The sequence below is a fragment of the uncultured Microbulbifer sp. genome (genome assembly GCF_947504145.1).
Taxonomy (GTDB): Bacteria; Pseudomonadota; Gammaproteobacteria; order Pseudomonadales; family Cellvibrionaceae; genus Microbulbifer.
Window position 1 is genome coordinate 631,294 of the sequence record NZ_CANNGQ010000002.1, and the last position, 17,056, is coordinate 648,349.

Annotated in this window: 15 protein-coding genes; 11 read left to right on the plus strand and 4 right to left on the minus strand. The window is 60.5% G+C overall.

The window, feature by feature from the left end; translation table 11 throughout:
* Positions 1-143 precede the first annotated feature (143 nt).
* The 8 genes from Q1A74_RS09250 (at position 144) to Q1A74_RS09285 (ending at position 8,304) form a co-directional block, all read left to right on the plus strand.
* Positions 144-716, plus strand: coding sequence for a UPF0149 family protein (locus tag Q1A74_RS09250; protein WP_299594984.1), 573 nt, complete (start codon positions 144-146; stop codon positions 714-716).
* Between the two features lie 22 nt (positions 717-738).
* Complete coding sequence (gene pepP, locus Q1A74_RS09255) at positions 739-2,073, plus strand: Xaa-Pro aminopeptidase (protein WP_299594987.1); 1,335 nt, start codon at positions 739-741, stop codon at positions 2,071-2,073.
* The gene (locus tag Q1A74_RS09260; protein ID WP_299594989.1) at positions 2,070-3,338 is read left to right on the plus strand and encodes an FAD-dependent monooxygenase; all 1,269 of its coding nucleotides are present in this window, start codon (positions 2,070-2,072) and stop codon (positions 3,336-3,338) included. Before pepP ends, Q1A74_RS09260 begins: the two co-directional genes overlap by 4 nt.
* A gap of 145 nt (positions 3,339-3,483) precedes the next feature.
* Positions 3,484-4,719, plus strand: coding sequence for a UbiH/UbiF/VisC/COQ6 family ubiquinone biosynthesis hydroxylase (locus tag Q1A74_RS09265; protein ID WP_299594992.1), 1,236 nt, complete (start codon positions 3,484-3,486; stop codon positions 4,717-4,719).
* A 159-nt stretch (positions 4,720-4,878) separates the two neighbouring features.
* The gene (locus Q1A74_RS09270; protein WP_299594994.1) at positions 4,879-5,946 is read left to right on the plus strand and encodes a rhomboid family intramembrane serine protease; all 1,068 of its coding nucleotides are present in this window, start codon (positions 4,879-4,881) and stop codon (positions 5,944-5,946) included.
* A 6-nt stretch (positions 5,947-5,952) separates the two neighbouring features.
* Positions 5,953-7,167 carry a hemolysin family protein gene (locus Q1A74_RS09275; protein ID WP_299594996.1) on the plus strand — a complete coding sequence of 405 codons (1,215 nt, stop codon included), beginning with the start codon at positions 5,953-5,955 and terminating at the stop codon, positions 7,165-7,167.
* 162 nt (positions 7,168-7,329) lie between these two features.
* The gene (locus Q1A74_RS09280; protein WP_299594998.1) at positions 7,330-7,617 is read left to right on the plus strand and encodes a hypothetical protein; all 288 of its coding nucleotides are present in this window, start codon (positions 7,330-7,332) and stop codon (positions 7,615-7,617) included.
* 120 nt (positions 7,618-7,737) lie between these two features.
* Positions 7,738-8,304, plus strand: a complete 567-nt coding sequence (locus Q1A74_RS09285; protein ID WP_299595000.1) for a CBS domain-containing protein — start codon at positions 7,738-7,740, stop codon at positions 8,302-8,304.
* A gap of 32 nt (positions 8,305-8,336) precedes the next feature.
* Here Q1A74_RS09285 and Q1A74_RS09290 read toward each other — a convergent pair whose 3' ends face one another.
* Both Q1A74_RS09290 and Q1A74_RS09295 read right to left on the minus strand, forming a co-directional pair.
* Positions 8,337-9,005: a 2OG-Fe(II) oxygenase gene (locus Q1A74_RS09290; RefSeq protein ID WP_299595003.1), complete on the minus strand. Its 669-nt coding sequence runs from the start codon at positions 9,003-9,005 to the stop codon at positions 8,337-8,339.
* 212 nt (positions 9,006-9,217) lie between these two features.
* Entirely contained in the window at positions 9,218-10,999 is a 1,782-nt protein-coding gene (locus Q1A74_RS09295) for an SLC13 family permease (protein WP_299595005.1), read from the minus strand.
* 352 nt (positions 11,000-11,351) lie between these two features.
* Between Q1A74_RS09295 and gcvT the strand changes: the two genes are divergently transcribed.
* Together gcvT and gcvH are read left to right on the plus strand one after the other, a co-directional pair.
* A complete protein-coding gene (gene gcvT / locus Q1A74_RS09300; RefSeq protein ID WP_299595006.1) occupies positions 11,352-12,440 on the plus strand; it encodes a glycine cleavage system aminomethyltransferase GcvT in 1,089 nt (362 codons plus the stop codon).
* A 93-nt stretch (positions 12,441-12,533) separates the two neighbouring features.
* Entirely contained in the window at positions 12,534-12,923 is a 390-nt protein-coding gene (gene gcvH, locus Q1A74_RS09305; protein WP_299595008.1) for a glycine cleavage system protein GcvH, read from the plus strand.
* 93 nt (positions 12,924-13,016) lie between these two features.
* On the opposite strand, the gene ptsP is transcribed toward gcvH, so the two are convergent.
* Both ptsP and Q1A74_RS09315 read right to left on the minus strand, forming a co-directional pair.
* On the minus strand, positions 13,017-15,296 hold the full coding sequence (ptsP, locus tag Q1A74_RS09310) for a phosphoenolpyruvate--protein phosphotransferase (protein ID WP_299595010.1): 2,280 nt from the start codon (positions 15,294-15,296) through the stop codon (positions 13,017-13,019).
* 104 nt (positions 15,297-15,400) lie between these two features.
* A complete protein-coding gene (locus Q1A74_RS09315; protein WP_299595591.1) occupies positions 15,401-15,904 on the minus strand; it encodes an RNA pyrophosphohydrolase in 504 nt (167 codons plus the stop codon).
* 432 nt (positions 15,905-16,336) lie between these two features.
* Between Q1A74_RS09315 and Q1A74_RS09320 the strand changes: the two genes are divergently transcribed.
* Entirely contained in the window at positions 16,337-17,029 is a 693-nt protein-coding gene (locus Q1A74_RS09320) for an HAD family phosphatase (protein ID WP_299595012.1), read from the plus strand.
* Positions 17,030-17,056: the final 27 nt, after the last annotated feature.

The window sequence follows — 17,056 nt, forward strand, 5'->3', positions numbered from 1 at the left end:
TCCGTGTTGCGTGTGCCCATTTTCCGCGCTGATCGTGTAATTTTCCCGGGCGCCGTTCAAATTTTCAGCAGAACGTAAATTATTTTACGGTGCCGGGTATTCCTTTTGCCCGGTCGCGTTCGCAGAAGTCTTCAGGAGTTTTTATGTCCGCAGTGCAGGTTTCGTTCGACGATCTCGCCAACCAGATAGTCGCCGCAGGCGGCAAAATCGGGCCGAGCGAATTGCACGGATTTATCTGTGGCCTGCTCGCCGCCGGGGCGCGCCCGGAAAAGAGCCGCTGGCAAAAAGAGATCGCTGAATTTCTCGACCTGGAAGCGCTGCCAGCGGATCTGACTCGCGACAGCCTGGCGCTTGCGGAGCAAAGCAAGAAAGACCTTTCCAGCAAAGACTTTTCGTTTCAGCCGCTGCTCAGTTCCGGCGATGATCTGGCCGAGCGCGGTCAGACACTCTGCCTGTGGTGCGAGGGGTTCCTGCACGGTTTCGGCGTCGGTAAATATTCCGGTGAGCTCCCGCCCACCAGTAGCGAGGCGCTGAAAGATTTCGCCGATATTGCCCAGCTGGATGCCGCCTCCCTGGAAAATGACGCAGAGCAGGAACGGGAGCTGTTTGAAGTGCAGGAATATGTGCGCATGGCGGCACTGAATATTTTTGTCGAGTGCAATCCGCCTTCCACAGCGGACGACAGCCAGAAACCCGCGGGCCCCACCCTGCACTGAGCGCCATACTGAAGTTCTCCTCATGAATATTTCCAAAGCCGAATACGCCCGCCGCCGGCAGCGTCTTATCGAGGGGCTGGATGAAAACAGCCTGGCGATTGTGCCCGCCGCCCGTGAGCAATTGCGCTCGCGGGATACCTACTTCCCGTTCCGGCAAGACAGCGACTTTTCCTACCTGACTGGTTTCGACGAGCCGGAATCCCTGCTGGTGCTGGTGCCCGGGCGCAAGCAGGGGGAGGCTCTGCTGTTCTGTCGCGAGCGGGATGCGGAAAAAGAGATGTGGGATGGCCCGCGGCGTGGCCCCGAGCAGGCGGCCGAATATTGCGGCCTGTGCGATGCCTTTCCCATCGGCGATCTCGACGACATTCTTCCCGGGTTGCTGGAAGGGCGCGATCTCATTTATTACACCATGGGCCGCTTCCCGCAGCTGGACCGCCGCCTGCAGGGATACCTGCAGACGATCGAAAGCGCGCCCGCCAGCAGTGGCGCGCCGGAAATGTTGAGCCTGGACCCTCTGCTGCACGACCTGCGCCTGTTTAAAAGTGCCGCGGAAATCCGCCTGATGGCAAAAGCCGCGGAGATCAGCGCCGAGGGGCACAAGCGAGCCATGCAGCGCTGCCGCCCGGGGATGTTCGAATACCAGCTGGAAGCGGAGTTGCTGCACACCTTCACTGCGGCCGGTGCCCGTGAGCCCGCTTACTCGAGCATTGTTGGCGGTGGGCGCAATGCGCTGGTGATGCACTACATCGCCAACAGTGCACCGCTGAAAAATGGCGATCTGGTATTGATTGATGCGGGCTGTGAATATCGCGGCTATGCGGCGGACATCACGCGGACCTTTCCAGTCAACGGTCGTTTCAGCGGGCCGCAGAAAGCGGTGTACGAAATTGTTCTCGCCAGCCAGCAGGCGGCCATTGAAAAAATTGTCGCCGGCAATGATTGGGACCATCCGCACCTCGCCAGCGTCGAGGTGATCGTGCGCGGACTGAAAGACCTCGGCCTGTTGAAGGGCGATGTGCACGGGCTGATCGAATCCGGCGCCTATCGCCGTTTTTATATGCACCGCGTTGGCCACTGGCTGGGAATGGACGTGCACGATGTGGGGGATTACAAGGTGCACGGTCAGTGGCGCCAGCTGGAGCCGGGGATGACCATGACGGTGGAGCCCGGCATTTATATCGGTGCTGAAGAAAGCGGTGTACCGGAGAAGTTTCGCGGTATCGGTATCCGGATCGAAGACGATATCGCCCTGCTCAAAGACGGCGCGCAGATATTGTCTGCCGCAGCACCTAAATCCGTGGCGGATATCGAGTATTTGATGCGCTCCGGCGATCTGGTGCAGGAGGCGCTGCTGTGAATACGCAAACCGATGTAAGCGCGCAGACCGATGTGGCCATTGTCGGCGGCGGCATGGCCGGTGCCAGCCTGGCGCTGCTGCTTTCCCATCACTGCCCCGGCGTGAAAATAACGCTGCTGGAGCGCCACGCGCTGCCAGACCGCAGCAACGTCTTACACCTGCCAAGTTTCGATACCCGCGCCACCGCGATTGCCGCCGGCAGCCTGCAGATTTTTGCTCAGCTGGGTCTGTGGCCCGCGCTGCGCGAACACGCGGCCCCCATCACCCGGGTTCAGGTGTCGGACCGTGGGCATGCCTTCGGCGCGAGCCTGAAAGCTGCGCGTGAATCCGCAGCCAACTTCGACGGCATGCTGGGCGCGGTCATTGAAAACGCCGCCCTCGGCCCATTACTGTACCGCGCGCTGGAAAATACCAGTGTGCACGTACTCGCTCCGGCGGAAGTGTCCGATGTGACGATGACAACGCAGGGAGCGCAGCTGACCTGGCACGGGGCGGCGCAAGGCGAGCCGAGCACTCTTCGATGCCGCTTGCTGGTGGCGGCCGACGGAGTCCGCTCGCCTCTCTGCCGGCAGTTGGGCGTCGCGACGGAAGAGGTGGATTATCACCAGCAGGCACTGGTGACCACTGTCGGTTTACAGAAAGACCCGGGTGGCGTGGCGTTCGAACGTTTTACCGACAGCGGCCCCATGGCGCTGTTGCCACTGCCCAGCCGGGAAGGTGTGCACCGCGCGGCTCTGGTGTGGACCTGTGAGCAGGACGACTGGGAGCACATTGCCGCGCTGCCTGAGCCGGCATTTATCCAGCATCTGCAAAAGACCTTCGGTTGGCGCGCAGGGAGGTTCGTGCGCGCCGGGCGGCTGCAGGGTTACCCCCTCAAATTGTCTCTGGCGCGGGAGCAGGTGCGCCGTGGGCTGGCACTGGTGGGGAACTGCGCGCACTTCCTGCACCCGGTGGCGGGGCAGGGCTTCAACCTGACCCTGCGGGACTGCGATGGGCTGGCTCGTGCCATTGGTCGCGAAATGGCGGCGCAGGGCACGGATTTCGGGCAGACCGGACCCGGCGAGCTAGACTTATTACAGGCCTATTGGCGCGAACGTCAACATGACCAGCAGCTGACAATCGGCTTCAGTGACCGTATTCCCCCCCTGTTTGCCTCACGCAGCCTGCTTCTGGGAGGCCTGCGGCAGGCCGGGTTACTGGGGTTGGCCCTGGCCCCCGCCCTGCGCGCGGGCTTCGCCCGTCAGGCGGCGGGGCTGGCGTTCTAGCGGTGGCTGTGGCGGTCAAAAATAGAGAGTTGGTTCGGTCCCTGTTCTGTTTGACCGCCGTTCACACTATAACCGTGCAGATGTTCAGGCTTCCTGTTGCGAACGCCTGGCCACGCAAACAAAATTTTTTGGGGAGCAACTGCCTATGAACAGACAGCGGATGGACGTAACCATCGTCGGTGGCGGCATGGTGGGGATGGCTCAGGCGGCACTGCTCGCCGTGCGCCACCCGGAATTGCGTATTTCGCTGCTGGAGGCATCCAATGTGGACCCCCAGGTTCGGGAAGACACTTATGACGCGCGCGTTGTTGCGCTCACCGAAGCTTCTCGCGCGCTGCTGGAAGAAGTGGGTGCCTGGCAACGCATCGCCGGCCAGCGCGAATGCCCCTATACCCAGATGCGGGTTTGGGACGCGGAAGGCACCGGTTCCGTGTGGTTCGACTGCCGGGATGTGAAGCTGCCGAACCTCGGTCATATTGTGGAAAACAGTGTGATTCTGCAGGCGTTGCGGGAACGTATCGCGGAGTTGAGCAACGTCGATCTGGTCACTGGCTTCCAGCTGGAAAGCTGGTGGCGGGATTGCGGTCTCTGGCATTTGCAGTCCCGCAGCCCAGACCGGGACGCGGTGGAAGGCCTCGACAACCAGTCGCCGGTTCTCACCACACGGTTGCTGATCGGCGCCGACGGCGCGCGCTCACGGGTGCGCGACTTGCTGCGCATTCGCACGCGCGATGTGGAGTATCAGCAGACCGCACTGGTGTGTGTCGCCCGCTGTGAACAGTCTCACCAGTCCACCGCCTGGCAGCGTTTTCTGGACACCGGCCCGCTGGCATTCCTGCCATTGGCTGGCCTCGGCGATGACCGCCACTGTGCGGTGGTCTGGTCTGCCGACGACAGCCTCGCCCGCGAGCTGGTAATGCTGGACGACAAAGCCTTTGCGCTGAACCTGGAAAAGGCCTTTGAGAGCCGCCTGGGAGCGATCGAGTCGGTCAGTGAACGCTTTTCTTTTGCCCTGCGTGCGCGCCATGCGGAGTCTTATTTTGGCCCCGGCGCAGTGTTGATTGGCGATGCCGCCCATAGCATTCACCCGCTCGCGGGGCAAGGCGTCAATCTGGGGCTGATGGATGTATTGGTACTGAGCGAGGAAATTGATCGCGCCCTCAAACGGGAAATATCGCCAGCCCACGCATCTGTGTTGACTCGCTACCAGCGCCGCCGCCGCGGCGAAAATGCGGCAACCCTGAAAGCCATGAGCACCTTCAAATCCCTGTTCGGTGCCGGTGACCTGCACTGGCGCTGGCTGCGCAACACCGGTTTGAGCATGGTGGATTCCAGTCCGTTGTTGAAAAAGCGGATCATCATGCGCGCCATGTCGGTGTAATCACCGCGGCGTACCATTGAAAATCGGTACACAAAAACGCGGCACTTTAGCCGCGTTTTTTGTGCCCGTAGCCTGTGCCCGTTCCCTCGGGGCCGGATTCCGCCGGGGAAATTTGATAGAGTCGCGCCATCGCATTTTCTTATTCAAGTAGGCCTCCATTTGAGTAACTGGATCACCGTCTGTGAATTCCCTCTGAGCAAAGATCTCTCGGCGGTGGCGGATTTTATTCGTCGCCATCAGCTGCCCCTGCGTATCACCGAGGAAAGTAATCGCCAATGTGTTGCCAGCCTGGCTCCGCAACTGGTGGAGCCGATGAAGCAGTTGCTGGAGCGCTGGCAGGCGGGGGAAGTCGATCTCGCGCAGATTCAGGTGCACACCTATGATGAGAATTCATCGGCTGGGAGCAGCCCACAGCGCGATGCAACGGAAACCGATGTGAAGCCTGACGGTGACGCGGTTGCAGATGGGAGTAATGCCAGCGCAGCGGCGGCGCCTCGATCACAAGCGGCCGTATTGCCATCCGTCATCCCTCAGTGGTCTCTGCGACAGACGCCGGTGAGCCTGGTTTTGATCGCACTGTGCTTTATCGGCTGGATTATGTTGCGCCAGGGCTGGGCGGAGCCGCTGGTCATTTTTCCGCAAAAGGTCGGGGATTTTGACGGGGCGCAATCGTCGCTCGCGTGGCATCTCGCGCGGGGAGAATTCTGGCGCTTGTGGACCCCCGCCATTGTGCACTTTTCGCTGCCCCATGCGCTGTTTAACAGTCTGGGCGTGTGGATTGTGGGGCGCTCGCTGGAGGCGCGCGCCGGCAGCTGGTGGTTTGCATTGCTGGTACTGATCAGTGCACCGGTATCCAACCTGGCCCAGTATTACTGGGCACCGCAAAACCTGTTTGGCGGCATGTCCGGTGTAGTGTACGCATTGATCGGTGCGGCATTCGTGATCCAGCGCTGGCAGCCCCAGTGGCGGGATGTACCGCCGTCGCTGATATGGCTTGCGGTGGTATGGCTGCTGGTGTGTATGCTCGGGGTGGTGGATTATTTTATTCCCGGCGGTATCGCCAATGCCGCCCATATTGGTGGTTTTGCTGCGGGCCTTTTACTTGCGCTGCTGTTCTGTGTGGGCGGCGGTGCGCGACGGTACTTTTCTCGCACCGGTACCAGTACAGTTTCTCGCACCGATTCACACCGCGAGACCGACACGCCCGTATCACGCAAAAAATTCTGATCGACCATGCTGCTACTGATTGTTTACGTCCTGATTGCGCTGGGTTTTTCCTTTCTCTGCTCTATTGCCGAGTCGGTGATCCTCAGTGTCACCCGCCCCTATGTCAGCCTGCTGGAGCGCGAGGGGCATAAATCCGGACGTCTGCTGCGAAAATTGAAAGACGATATCAACGCGCCTCTGGCGGCGATTCTGACCCTCAATACCGTTGCACACACCGTTGGCGCCGCGGGCGCCGGCGCCCAGGCCGCGGCAGTGTTTGGCAACCAGTATCTGGGGATTGCCTCGGCGATCCTCACGCTGTTGATTCTGGTGTTCTCCGAGATTATCCCCAAAACCCTGGGGGCGGTTTACTGGCGGCAACTGGCGCCGGCCACGGCCTATGTACTGCGCTACCTGGTTATTCTGCTGAAACCGTTTGTATGGCTGTCGAACTGGCTCACCCGCGGGCTCGCTCATGGGCCGACGCTCACTGGTTTCAGCCGCGAGGAGTTCGCGGTGATGGCGGAAATCGGTGAGGCCGAGGGGCAGCTGGAGCGTCACGAATCCAGCATTCTGCACAACCTGTTTTTTACCCTGCGCGATCACACGGTGCGCGAGGTAATGACACCGCGCACCGTGGTGTTTTCCCTGTCGCAGAATATGACTGTTGGCGATGCCTACGAGCAGGTAGAGAAAAGCCGCTTTTCCCGTATCCCCGTGTACGAGCAGGACGACCCGGATCTGGTGGTGGGCTTTGTGCTCAAGCAGGACCTGCTGCAGGCCTATGCGCGCGACGACCGCGAAAGCTCCCTGCGCAGCCTGCGCCGCGACCTGTTGATGTTGCCGGAAACCGCGGCCATCTATCAGGTGTTTCACAAAATGCTGGCGCGGCGGGTGCAGATCACCGCGGTGGTGGACGAGTACGGTAGCCTGGAAGGCGTGGTGACCCTGGAAGATATTCTGGAAACCCTGCTGGGCGAAGAAATCGTCGACGAGGCCGACAAAACTCCCGACCGCCAGGAACTGGCCAAGCGCCTGTGGCGCTGGCGCTCCAAACGCTACGGTTTGCGGGTGGATGAGTTCGCGCAGCGGGAGCAGGATAGTGAAGATCCGCAGGATATTCTGCGTAAGGAAGTTCAGCAGCAGCTCGACAGTGAGCCGGGCGAGCCTCAGGACCCGGGTGCCGAGGGCGGCCAGGGTCGCGATGCGGATATAAGCGGCACCGAGGAAAAGAAAAAGTAAGCGGCTATCCCGGGTTCGGTGAACAGGTTTTTTCAACGGTTCGTCGCAAGACACTTGAAAAATGCTCGGCCCGGACGGATAACGTTACTTACTGGCCACGGCGCTATTGAGCCCCGGGCGCTTGATCGACAACCCTCGATAAACCTATCTAATGGATTTGAAGTGCGCGTTGGAATTCTACTGATACTGCTGCAATCTGTACTGCTCTGCGCGGAAGCCCGCGCAGAGGGGCAGGCGCTACAGGCAGAATCTGCAGATAAGAAGATCGTGCGTGCGCTGGTATTGGAGGGCGATACCCAGCAGCAGGAGGAGCCGGACGCTTCTCCACTTTCCTCTCCGGCGGCGACCTTCTCCGGTGTTTTTGAAACGCCGAAACCTGACTACGACGCCACACAATTTTCTTCACCGTACTCTGCCCATCCCATTCGCGGGCCGCCAGCCCGGCAATAATTCTTTGTTATCGAATCCTGCGCTGATGACGCTTCGCTTTGTCGTCAGCGCACCAGAATAATTTGGTCGCGATGGCTTCCGGTTACGGAATCTTGCGCCCAGAAAAAGAGAGTTGTTGTCATGAAAAAACTGGATCTCGCCCCTCTGCAGGACAGCGACAAACTGGTTTTCCCTGAGGAATTTCACGAGCTGAGCCTGGATTCTCCCGCGCTAAAATTCGTTACGGATTTTAAAAAACACCACCCGGCGGTATTGACTGCTTCCGTTTCCGCGCTGGATGCGGCCCAGGTTCTGCGCACCGGACATTTATCCTGGGTGCTGGTGATGGACCACCGGGGTGATTTTATCGGCCTGTTGACCGCAGAGGATGTGTCCTACCAGCGTGTTATGCAGTGCGTTGCTGCTGGGCAAAACCGCGGCGATCTTACCGTGGGTGACTTGATGCGTCGCCGCAACCGGTTGCAACTACTGAACCGCGAACAATTGGAAGGCGCTTCCATTCGCGATGTTCTGGAGACCATGCGCCACAACGGGCAGCGCCACTGCCTGGTGGTGGATATGCAGCAGCACCATGTGCGCGGCGTGATCAGCACCGAAGATGTGGCTGCACGACTGCATATGGAGTACCCGATTGATACACCGGAGAACTTTGTCGAACTGCTACGCACGGTGGCGGCGGTGCACTGATACCCGATAGTTGCACCTTGTCGAGCCGGCTCCTAACGGGCCGGGTCGACCGTTTCTCCGAGGCTGTTATTCACCCGAAACCAGCCGGTAACACTGTAGCGCGGCCGGTTGGTAGTGAGCACCTCATGGGGAAACTCTTCCGAAAGGAAAATCACCATCTGTCCGAAACGCGGCGCGACTTTTTCGGCCACAGTGTCGCTGTCCGGTGCGTAGATTTGTAGTTCGCCGCCGTCTTTGGGTTGCCAGTTGGGGGTGAGGTACAGGACTGTGCTTACCACCCGGTTGGTGCCACCTTTGAACGCATCCATGTGTTTCTTGTAGTAGCTGCCGCGGTCGTAGCGGGCGTAGTGGCACTCGTAGTCAAACAGTCCCAGAAACAGCCGCCGGTTCAGCTCAAGACGCAGGTTCTCCGCCCAGCTCAGGTAGGCCGCCACTGCCGGGTTACTCCGGTCCAGCCAGAAAATCTCATCCGTGCGCACAAACTGGTTCACCTGGTGCTCCCGCTCGCGACCGATGCCCGCGGCCTGAAAGCGCGCGCGGTCGATGGAGCGGAAATGGCGCAGCAGTGATCCCAGCAGGGCCGGTGGCAGGGGCGCCGGTAGCACGATATAGCCGATTTCGCGCAGTGCAGCGGCGATGCGATCTGCAGGATCGCCGTCATCGGGGCCGCGTTGCCAGGAGTTGGTTACACAAGTGTCCACGAGGGAGTCCGCGAGCGGAGTTGTGCACTCAGCCGCCAGGGGAACAGCGTTCAATAAGGTCAGTTCCGAAAGGCTGCGCGGGAAAGCGGCCGAGCCGGCGGGTGCGGGCAGGGATGGGCCGTCGAGTGCAGCGGGGTTGGTCAGGGCGGTCTTTATACCGCCGCCCAGCCCGCCGCGCCAGTGATTTAACGAGCGTGTTTTATTGGCCCAATCTAGGGGCTCAGGGTGAGATTCCAGCCGCTGATCAGAATGGTCACGGTTACCGCGCCGATCAACAGGTTCATCGGAATACCGACCTTCAGGTAGTCGGAGAATACATAGCCGCCGGGGCCGTACACCATCAGGTTGGTCTGGTAGCCCAGTGGGGTGGCGAAACTGGCCGAGGCCGCCATCATCACCGCGAACATGAACGGCTCCGGGTTCAGTCCGGCGCCGGCGGTAATCTGCAGCACAATGGGCACCATGATGATGGCTGCCGCATTGTTGGTGACCATTTCGGTCAGAAGGGAAACACAAAGGTACACCAGGATCAGCATCAGCCAGGGGTGGCCGTAGGAGAGCGAAATCACACCTTCCGCCAGTACGCTGGCCACGCCGGTTTTCTGAAGCGCTACCCCCAGGGCAAAAGACGCTGCGATGGTGATCAGCACTGGCAGATCAAGGCTTTTCTGCGCCTGGCTGACCGAGCAGCAGCGGGTGACCAGCATGGCACCGGCGCCGATCAGGGCCGCATTCAGCATACTGATAAGGCCGGTGCCGGCGGCCAGTACCATGGCGATCAGGATCAGCCACGACGTAAGTCCCTTCTCGTGGCGGGGGCTTTCCGCTTCCAGATCGTTGATCAGCAGGAAGTCTTTGCTGTAGCGCTGGCGCAGAGCGAAGCCCGGACGCGCCTCCAGCAGCAGGGAATCGCCCGCTTTCAGTTTGATGCTGCCCAGGTTACCGGCTACCCGCTTGCCTTCGCGCGCGACTGCCAGTACCGCTGCACCGTAGCGTTTGCGGAATTCCGCATCGCGGATACTTTTGCCGATGACCTCGCAATGGGGTGAAACCACGGCTTCTACCAGGCGCCGTTCCTCCACGCCGCTGGTGAGTGCCACTTCGCCGTCGTGGTGATCTGACGGCACAATGCCGCGCATGCGCAACAGGTCGGAAATCGCTTCGGTGTCGCCGGCAAATACCAGCCGATCGCCACCGCGCAGGATTTCTCCCGAACGCACCGGGGTGATAACCCGTCCATCCCGCTCAATTTCGACCAGGTACACCCGGCGCAGCCCCCGCAGGCCGGCATCTTCTACCGACTGCCCTACCAGAGGGCCGCTGCTGTCGATGGCGACTTCCAGGGTAAATTCCCGCAAGTTGCCGAAGGGTTTTTTCTCCCGGCGATCCGGCAGCCAGCGGGGGAAAAACACCAGCATAAAGGCGATACCCACCAGCGCTGCGGGCAGGCCCACGGCGGCGATGGAGAACAGAGAGAAGCCCTCGTTGCCGGTAATGGCCTGGTACTGGCCATTGACCACCAGGTTGGTGCTGGTGCCGATCAGCGTCAGCGTGCCGCCGAGAATGGCGCCGTAACTGAGAGGGATCATCAACTTGGACGGGGCGATGTCGATACGCTTGGCCCAGGCGTTGAGCGCCGGGATCATGGTGGCGACAACCGGGGTGTTATTGAGGTAACCGGACAGCGCGACGACCGGGGCGAATACCCTCAGCATCGCAGCCCGCACCGTACTCGGGCGGCCCAGCAGGTGCTTCACCATCATGTCGATTCCGCCGGAGGCGTGGATGCCGGCGGCCACCACAAACATCGCGGCCACGGTGATCAGGCCGCTGTTGCTGAAACCGGACAGGGCCTCGGTGGGCGTAAGAATGCCACTAACGCTCAACAGGGTGAGTGCCGCCATCATGACCAGATAAGCCTGAACGCGAGTGAATATCAGCGTGGCCAGTACGGCGAAAACGAGAAACAGGGAAAACCAGCCAGACCAATCCATAGCAGCGTGTAATCATTCGGAGACAGATGACGGCTAAAGCTACTGCAAACCCTTTGGCACCAAAAGTGATTTTTTCGCATATTGATATAGCGACGCCAAAAGTGCTGTGCCGCGGTTGCTCTCGTGAGCGCGTGAAGACTGCTTCATAAGCGCCAGCGGGTAATATTTTTCACTGCGGCTGCTAGTCTTTGCAGAGTATCGGCATCTGGTAACGGCCGTTGTGCGGCCGGTAGAATACGCGACTTTCTTACGATGGCTCTTAATAACCATCGATGGCACGCGCTATAAACAACACGCAGTCCGGGCCTTCACTTCCTTATACAGAGACTCAAGACACGGGATTCAGCACAGAATGGGAAATAAAACCGCGCTTTACGATGCCCACGTTGCCATGGGCGGCAAAATGGTGGATTTCGGTGGCTGGGATATGCCACTGCACTACGGTTCGCAGCTCGAGGAGCACCACAAGGTGCGCAAGGGCGCGGGCATGTTTGACGTGTCTCATATGACGGTAGTGGATATCGATGGCGATGGTGCCCGCGACTTCCTTCGCACCCTGCTGGCCAACGATGTGGCCAAGCTGGACGGTAACCCCGGCAAGGCGCTCTACACCGGCATGCTGAACGACAAAGGCGGCGTGGTGGACGACCTGATCGTCTACCTGCGCGACCCGGGCTACCGCGTGGTGGTAAATTGCGCCACTCGTGAAAAGGATCTGGCATGGATGAATCAGCAGGTCGGTTCTTTCGATGCCACCCTCACTGAGCGTCCGCACCTGGCGATGATCGCGATTCAGGGCCCAGACGCTATCGACAAGGTCAAGGAAGTAATGGGGATCGACTGGACCGCGGCCATCGACGGCCTCAAGGTGTTCAACAGCTTTGCTCGCGGCGACTGGTTTGTAGCGCGTACCGGCTACACCGGCGAAGACGGCCTGGAAATCATGCTGAGTAACGAGGACGCGACCGGCTTCTGGAATGCGCTGGCGGACGCGGGCGTATCCCCTTGCGGCCTGGGCGCGCGCGATACCCTGCGCCTGGAAGCCGGTATGAACCTGTATGGCCACGAGATGGACGACGAAACGTCCCCGCTGCAGGCGAATATGGCCTGGACCATTGCCTGGGAGCCGGAGGAGCGCAAGTTTGTCGGCCGCGAGGCACTGGAAGCGGAAAAAGCGGCCGGAGTGGAAAACAAACTGGTGGGCCTGGTGTTAGAAGACCGCGGTGTTCTGCGCGCGGGCCAGGAGGTTGTGGTAGACGGCACCGATCGCCGCGGTATCATCACCAGCGGAACCTTCTCCCCAACTCTGGGCTTTTCTATCGCCATGGCCCGGGTGCCGGTGAGTGTTGGTGATACCGCACAGGTTGAGATTCGCAAAAAGCAGATCCCGGTGCGGGTGGTCAAACCGAGTTTTGTGCGCAATGGTAAGTCTCTGGTGTGAGATTATTGCCGGGCCGCAATTGATTTTTTAAATACCGTTTTTTCAAATAGACTGTTTACAGCTAATTTTTGAGCTTTTTTGAGGGAAGAACCCATGAGCGAGATTCGCAGCGAACTGAAGTACGCCTCCAGCCACGAGTGGGCGCGGCTGGAAGAGGATGGCACCGTAACCGTGGGCATCAGTGACCACGCCCAGGATTCTCTGGGCGATGTGGTGTACGTGGAGACTCCGGAAGTGGGCCAGACCCTTTCTGCCGGGGAAGAAGCGGGTGTGGTTGAGTCGGTAAAAGCGGCCAGCGATATTTACGCGCCGATTTCCGGCGAAGTGATTGCAGTTAATGGCGCGCTGGAAGACGAGCCGGAGACGGTGAACTCCAGCCCGTACGACGATGGCTGGTTCTTCAAGATCAAGCCCAGTGATGAAAGCGAGCTGGATAAGCTGCTGGACGCGGACGCGTACAAGGCGGAAGCCGACGAGGGCTGATCCCTCCGGGTCTTCTGACACAAAAACGCCGGGCATTGCGCCCGGCGTTTTTGTTTGGAGTGGGTTTGGTGGCCGGGCCTTCGCATCCACGGCTCAGGTGTTTGAACTCGTCTCGGCCTGCTGCGGCTGCACCAGTCCGCCGATACCGAGATCGTGCAGATACCCGTGCAGCTTTTCTTCAATCTGTTCCGGGCTCTCCATCAGCAGCACCTGTTGCAGCAAACGGTCCAGGTCCGATTTATTCACCTCCCGCAGTGCGGCTTTCACCCGCGGCAGGTTGGTGGCGTTCATGGAGAGCACGTCGTAACCCATGGCCACAAGCAGTAGTGCACCGCCCGGGTCGCCGGCGAGTTCGCCGCAGATACCCACCTTGGTACTGGTTTCGTGCCCGGCGGTAACCACCTGCAATAGCGCCTGCAATACCGCCGGGTGGAAGCTGTGGTAGATACCCGCCACGCGGCTGTTGTTGCGGTCCACCGCCAGCAGGTATTGGGTCAGGTCATTGCTGCCCACGGACATGAAGTCCACCCGCTTGGCCAGTTCGCGCGCCTGGTACACCGCGGAGGGTACCTCGATCATGATGCCCAGCGGCGGGCGCTGGATGGCGTAGCCTTCGTCGATCAGTTCATCAAATGCCCGGTCTACCAGTTTGCGTGCGGCTTCCAGTTCGCCCACGCCGCTGATCATCGGCAGCATGATGCGCAGGTTGTCGAGCCCGAGGCTCGCTTTCATCATTGCGCGCACCTGGCCGAGGAAAATTTCCGGGTGATCGAGAGTGACGCGGATGCCGCGCCAGCCGAGGAAGGGGTTGGTTTCCTCGATGGGGAAATAGGTGAGCGCCTTGTCGCCGCCGATATCCAGGGTGCGCATGGTCACCGGGCGCGGGGCGAAGGCCTGTAATTGTTCGCGGTAGATTTCCCGCTGCTCTTCCTCTGAGGGGAAGCGGTCGCGCAATAAAAACGGGACTTCGGTGCGGTACAGACCGACGCCTTCGGCGCCGCGTTCCAGAGAACGCACCACGTCTGCCATCAGGCCGGTGTTGACCCACAGGCGTATGCGGTGGCCGTCGGCGGTCTCACAGGGGAGCTTGGCCAGGTGGTCCAGGTTGCGCGCAAGCTCGCGCTCCTCTTCGACGATCGCGTCGTAGCGGCGTCTGAGTTCTGCGCTGGGGTGAATGTGCAATTCGCCACGGTAGCCGTCCACTACCAGGTCGACGCCGTCTACCTGCTCCCAGGGCAGTTCCTGGGCGCCCATCACGGCGGGTACGCCCATGGCGCGGGCAATGATCGAAACGTGGCTGTTGGCGGAGCCTTTGATGGAGATGAGGCCCGCGAGTTTTTCCCGCGGTACGTCCGCCAGCACCGAGGCGGTGAGCTCCTCGCCGACCAGGATGGTGTTGTCCGGGTATTCCCGCCGGCTCTGCTCCTGCTGGCGCAGGTGCATCAGCACCCGCCCGCCGAGGTCGCGCACATCGGCGGCGCGTTCGCGGAAGTAGGAGTCGGACATGGCTTCAAAGCGGCGCACATGCTCCAGCATCACTTCGGCCCAGGCGCGGCTGGCGGTGAGCTGTTGGCGGATCCGCTCGCATACTTCAACGGCAATGGAGTTGTCGTCGAGCATGCTGATATAGGCATCGAAGAGCGCGCGCTCTTCCTTGTTCAGATCGTTCTTCAGCCGCTCGCCCACGTTGCGGATCTCGTCTCGCGCTGCGGCCAGAGCCTGGTGGAACAGGTTCAGCTCGCCTTCCACATCCATGGTGCAGGCAAAGGGGACGGTGGCCAGGTTGGCCGGCGGCGCAACAATATGCGCGCGGCCAATGGCGACGCCGGGGGAGGCAGCGAGACCGGTGAATTTCGCTTCGTTGCGCTGCTGGCCCATATTGACCAGGGCGCCGGTGGCCTCAGCGTGGGCGATGACCCCGGCGAGCTGGGCGGAGAGGGTGACGAGAAAAGCCTCTTCCCCCTCGTCGAAGCGGCGCCGCTCGGTCTGCTGCACCACCAACACGCCCAGGACATTGCGGTGGTGGATGATGGGGGTGCCAAGGAATGCGGAGAAGCGTTCCTCACCGGTGGCGGGGAAGTACTGGAATGCGGGGTGGGCCTCGGCGTGCTCGAGGTTGATCGGCTCCTCGCGGGTGGCCACATTACCCACCAGGCCTTCGCCGGGGGCAAGATGGACCTGGCCGACGGCGTCCTGATTCAGGCCTTCGGTGGCCATCAACACGTAGTTATCGGATTGTTTGTCGCGCAGGTAGACAGAGCACACCTTGGTGTCCATCACCTCCCGCACCCGCCGCACGATAATATCGAGCGCCGTGGTGAGATCCCGGGCGGTGTTTACTTCCTGAACGATACTGCGCAGTGATCCGAGCAAATTGGCTTTCCTCGCCGTATTCTTGCCGCCGCCCTCGCAAGTGCGGCCGCCGGTGGCTGTTTGATCCTGATTCTGGCGGCGAACAAGCCGCCGCGGTTACAGGGTTACTGGTCACGCTTCAGCCAGCGTCTTTCCAATTGTAATTGTGTCGGCGCCAGCTCGGTGAGCGCGCGCCGGTAGACCTCCCGTTTGAAGGTCACCACCTTGGTCAACGGGTGCCAGTAACTCACCCATCGCCAGTGATCAAATTCCGGTTTGCAGCCATTGTTGAAGCTGATGTTGCTTTCTTCGGCATTTATCTGCAACAGGTACCACTTCTGTTTCTGCCCGATGCACAGGGGCTCCGAGCGGCGTCGTACCAGACGTTGCGGCAGACGGTAGCGGAGCCAGCCGCGGGTGCAGGCGAGCAGGGTTACCTGGCTGCGGGTCAGGCCCACTTCTTCATAGAGCTCGCGATAGAGCGCATGCTCGGGGGATTCACCGGGGTTGATGCCGCCCTGGGGAAATTGCCACGCGTCTTTGCCACCTACCCGGCGGGCCCAGAGGGCCTGACCGCGCTCGTTCAGGACAATGATGCCGACGTTGGGGCGGAAGCCCTCACTGTCGATATTGCTACTGTTGTCCGAAGTTGCACCAGTATTCTCCGCGCCCGCTTTGGGCGTGCTTTTACCGCCGCCGGATTTCTCGTTGCGCGCGGATGACCTGGCGGGTCTGCGGCGGTTTTTACGCCCGGCGGGTGTCTGCTTGCCGTCGCCCAAAATACCGTCCTCAAATTTGTGTGGTGCGCAATTCGTCAGGTAAGGGATACCTCCGCACCATAATGTCCTGCATTGTTCCACAGCGACTGAAATACGGCAATTCGGTGACGTCGGTCGGTGTAACCCCTTCCTCGGCAGGGTAAAATCATCCGCCTTTCTGGGGCCTCTGGGGCGGTTTTTTTCCGTTCGCAATGGAACAGCAGTACCGGTTTGACGTAAAAAGTTGCCATCTGGGCAACCTGCGCGTCACCGGTGCCCTATAGTCAATAAAGGAGATTCTTTGTGCAGTTGGCGATTTTTGATCTGGATAACACCCTGATAGGTGGCGACAGCGACCACGCTTGGGGGGAGTTCCTGGTGACCCGCGAATGTGTGGACGGCGAGCGCTTCCGCAGCGAGAACGACCGCTTCTACCGGGATTACCAGCGTGGGGATCTGGATATCTTCGCCTATCTGTCTTTTGCGCTGGAGCCCCTGGCACAGCTTTCCCGCGGGCAATTGCAGAACCTGCAGCGGGAGTTCATGCATGAGGTGGTGGGTAATATCTGGTTACCCCATGCGGAGACACTAATCCAGCACCACCGGGATGCCGGCCACCACATCATGATCATCACCGCCACCAATCGCTTTGTGGTCGAGCCCATCGCCACCAAACTGGGAGTGGATACTCTGCTGGCGACGGAGCCGGAAGAGGTAGACGGAAAGTTCACCGGCCGCGTGGCGGGCCAACCCTGTTTCCAGGAGGGCAAGGTGGTGCGGCTGCAGCAGTGGCTGGATCAGCACCCGCGCTACGCCGAGGGCGAAAAATGGTTTTACAGCGATTCCATCAACGATCTGCCGCTGCTGAAGCAGGTGGAGCACCCGGTGGCAGTAGACCCGGATGCCCAATTGCGCGATGCGGCGCTGAGTCGCGGCTGGCAGGTCATCAGCCTGCGCGGTGACCGCGAGGATTTTGCCAGCGCGCTGACGCGGTAATCGGGTGCGCTTCGCCTACGCTACTAG

What these genes read in the sequence shown, in the direction of transcription:
- Q1A74_RS09250 (WP_299594984.1), top strand. Translation starts at nt 144, where the DNA reads ATGTCCGCAGTGCAGGTTTCGTTCGACGATCTCGCCAACCAGATAGTC.
- Q1A74_RS09285 (WP_299595000.1), top strand. Translation starts at nt 7,738, where the DNA reads ATGAAAAAACTGGATCTCGCCCCTCTGCAGGACAGCGACAAACTGGTT.
- Q1A74_RS09265 (WP_299594992.1), top strand. Translation starts at nt 3,484, where the DNA reads ATGAACAGACAGCGGATGGACGTAACCATCGTCGGTGGCGGCATGGTG.
- gcvH (WP_299595008.1), top strand. Translation starts at nt 12,534, where the DNA reads ATGAGCGAGATTCGCAGCGAACTGAAGTACGCCTCCAGCCACGAGTGG.
- gcvT (WP_299595006.1), top strand. Translation starts at nt 11,352, where the DNA reads ATGGGAAATAAAACCGCGCTTTACGATGCCCACGTTGCCATGGGCGGC.
- Q1A74_RS09275 (WP_299594996.1), top strand. Translation starts at nt 5,953, where the DNA reads ATGCTGCTACTGATTGTTTACGTCCTGATTGCGCTGGGTTTTTCCTTT.
- pepP (WP_299594987.1), top strand. Translation starts at nt 739, where the DNA reads ATGAATATTTCCAAAGCCGAATACGCCCGCCGCCGGCAGCGTCTTATC.
- Q1A74_RS09295 (WP_299595005.1), bottom strand. Translation starts at nt 10,999, where the DNA reads ATGGATTGGTCTGGCTGGTTTTCCCTGTTTCTCGTTTTCGCCGTACTG.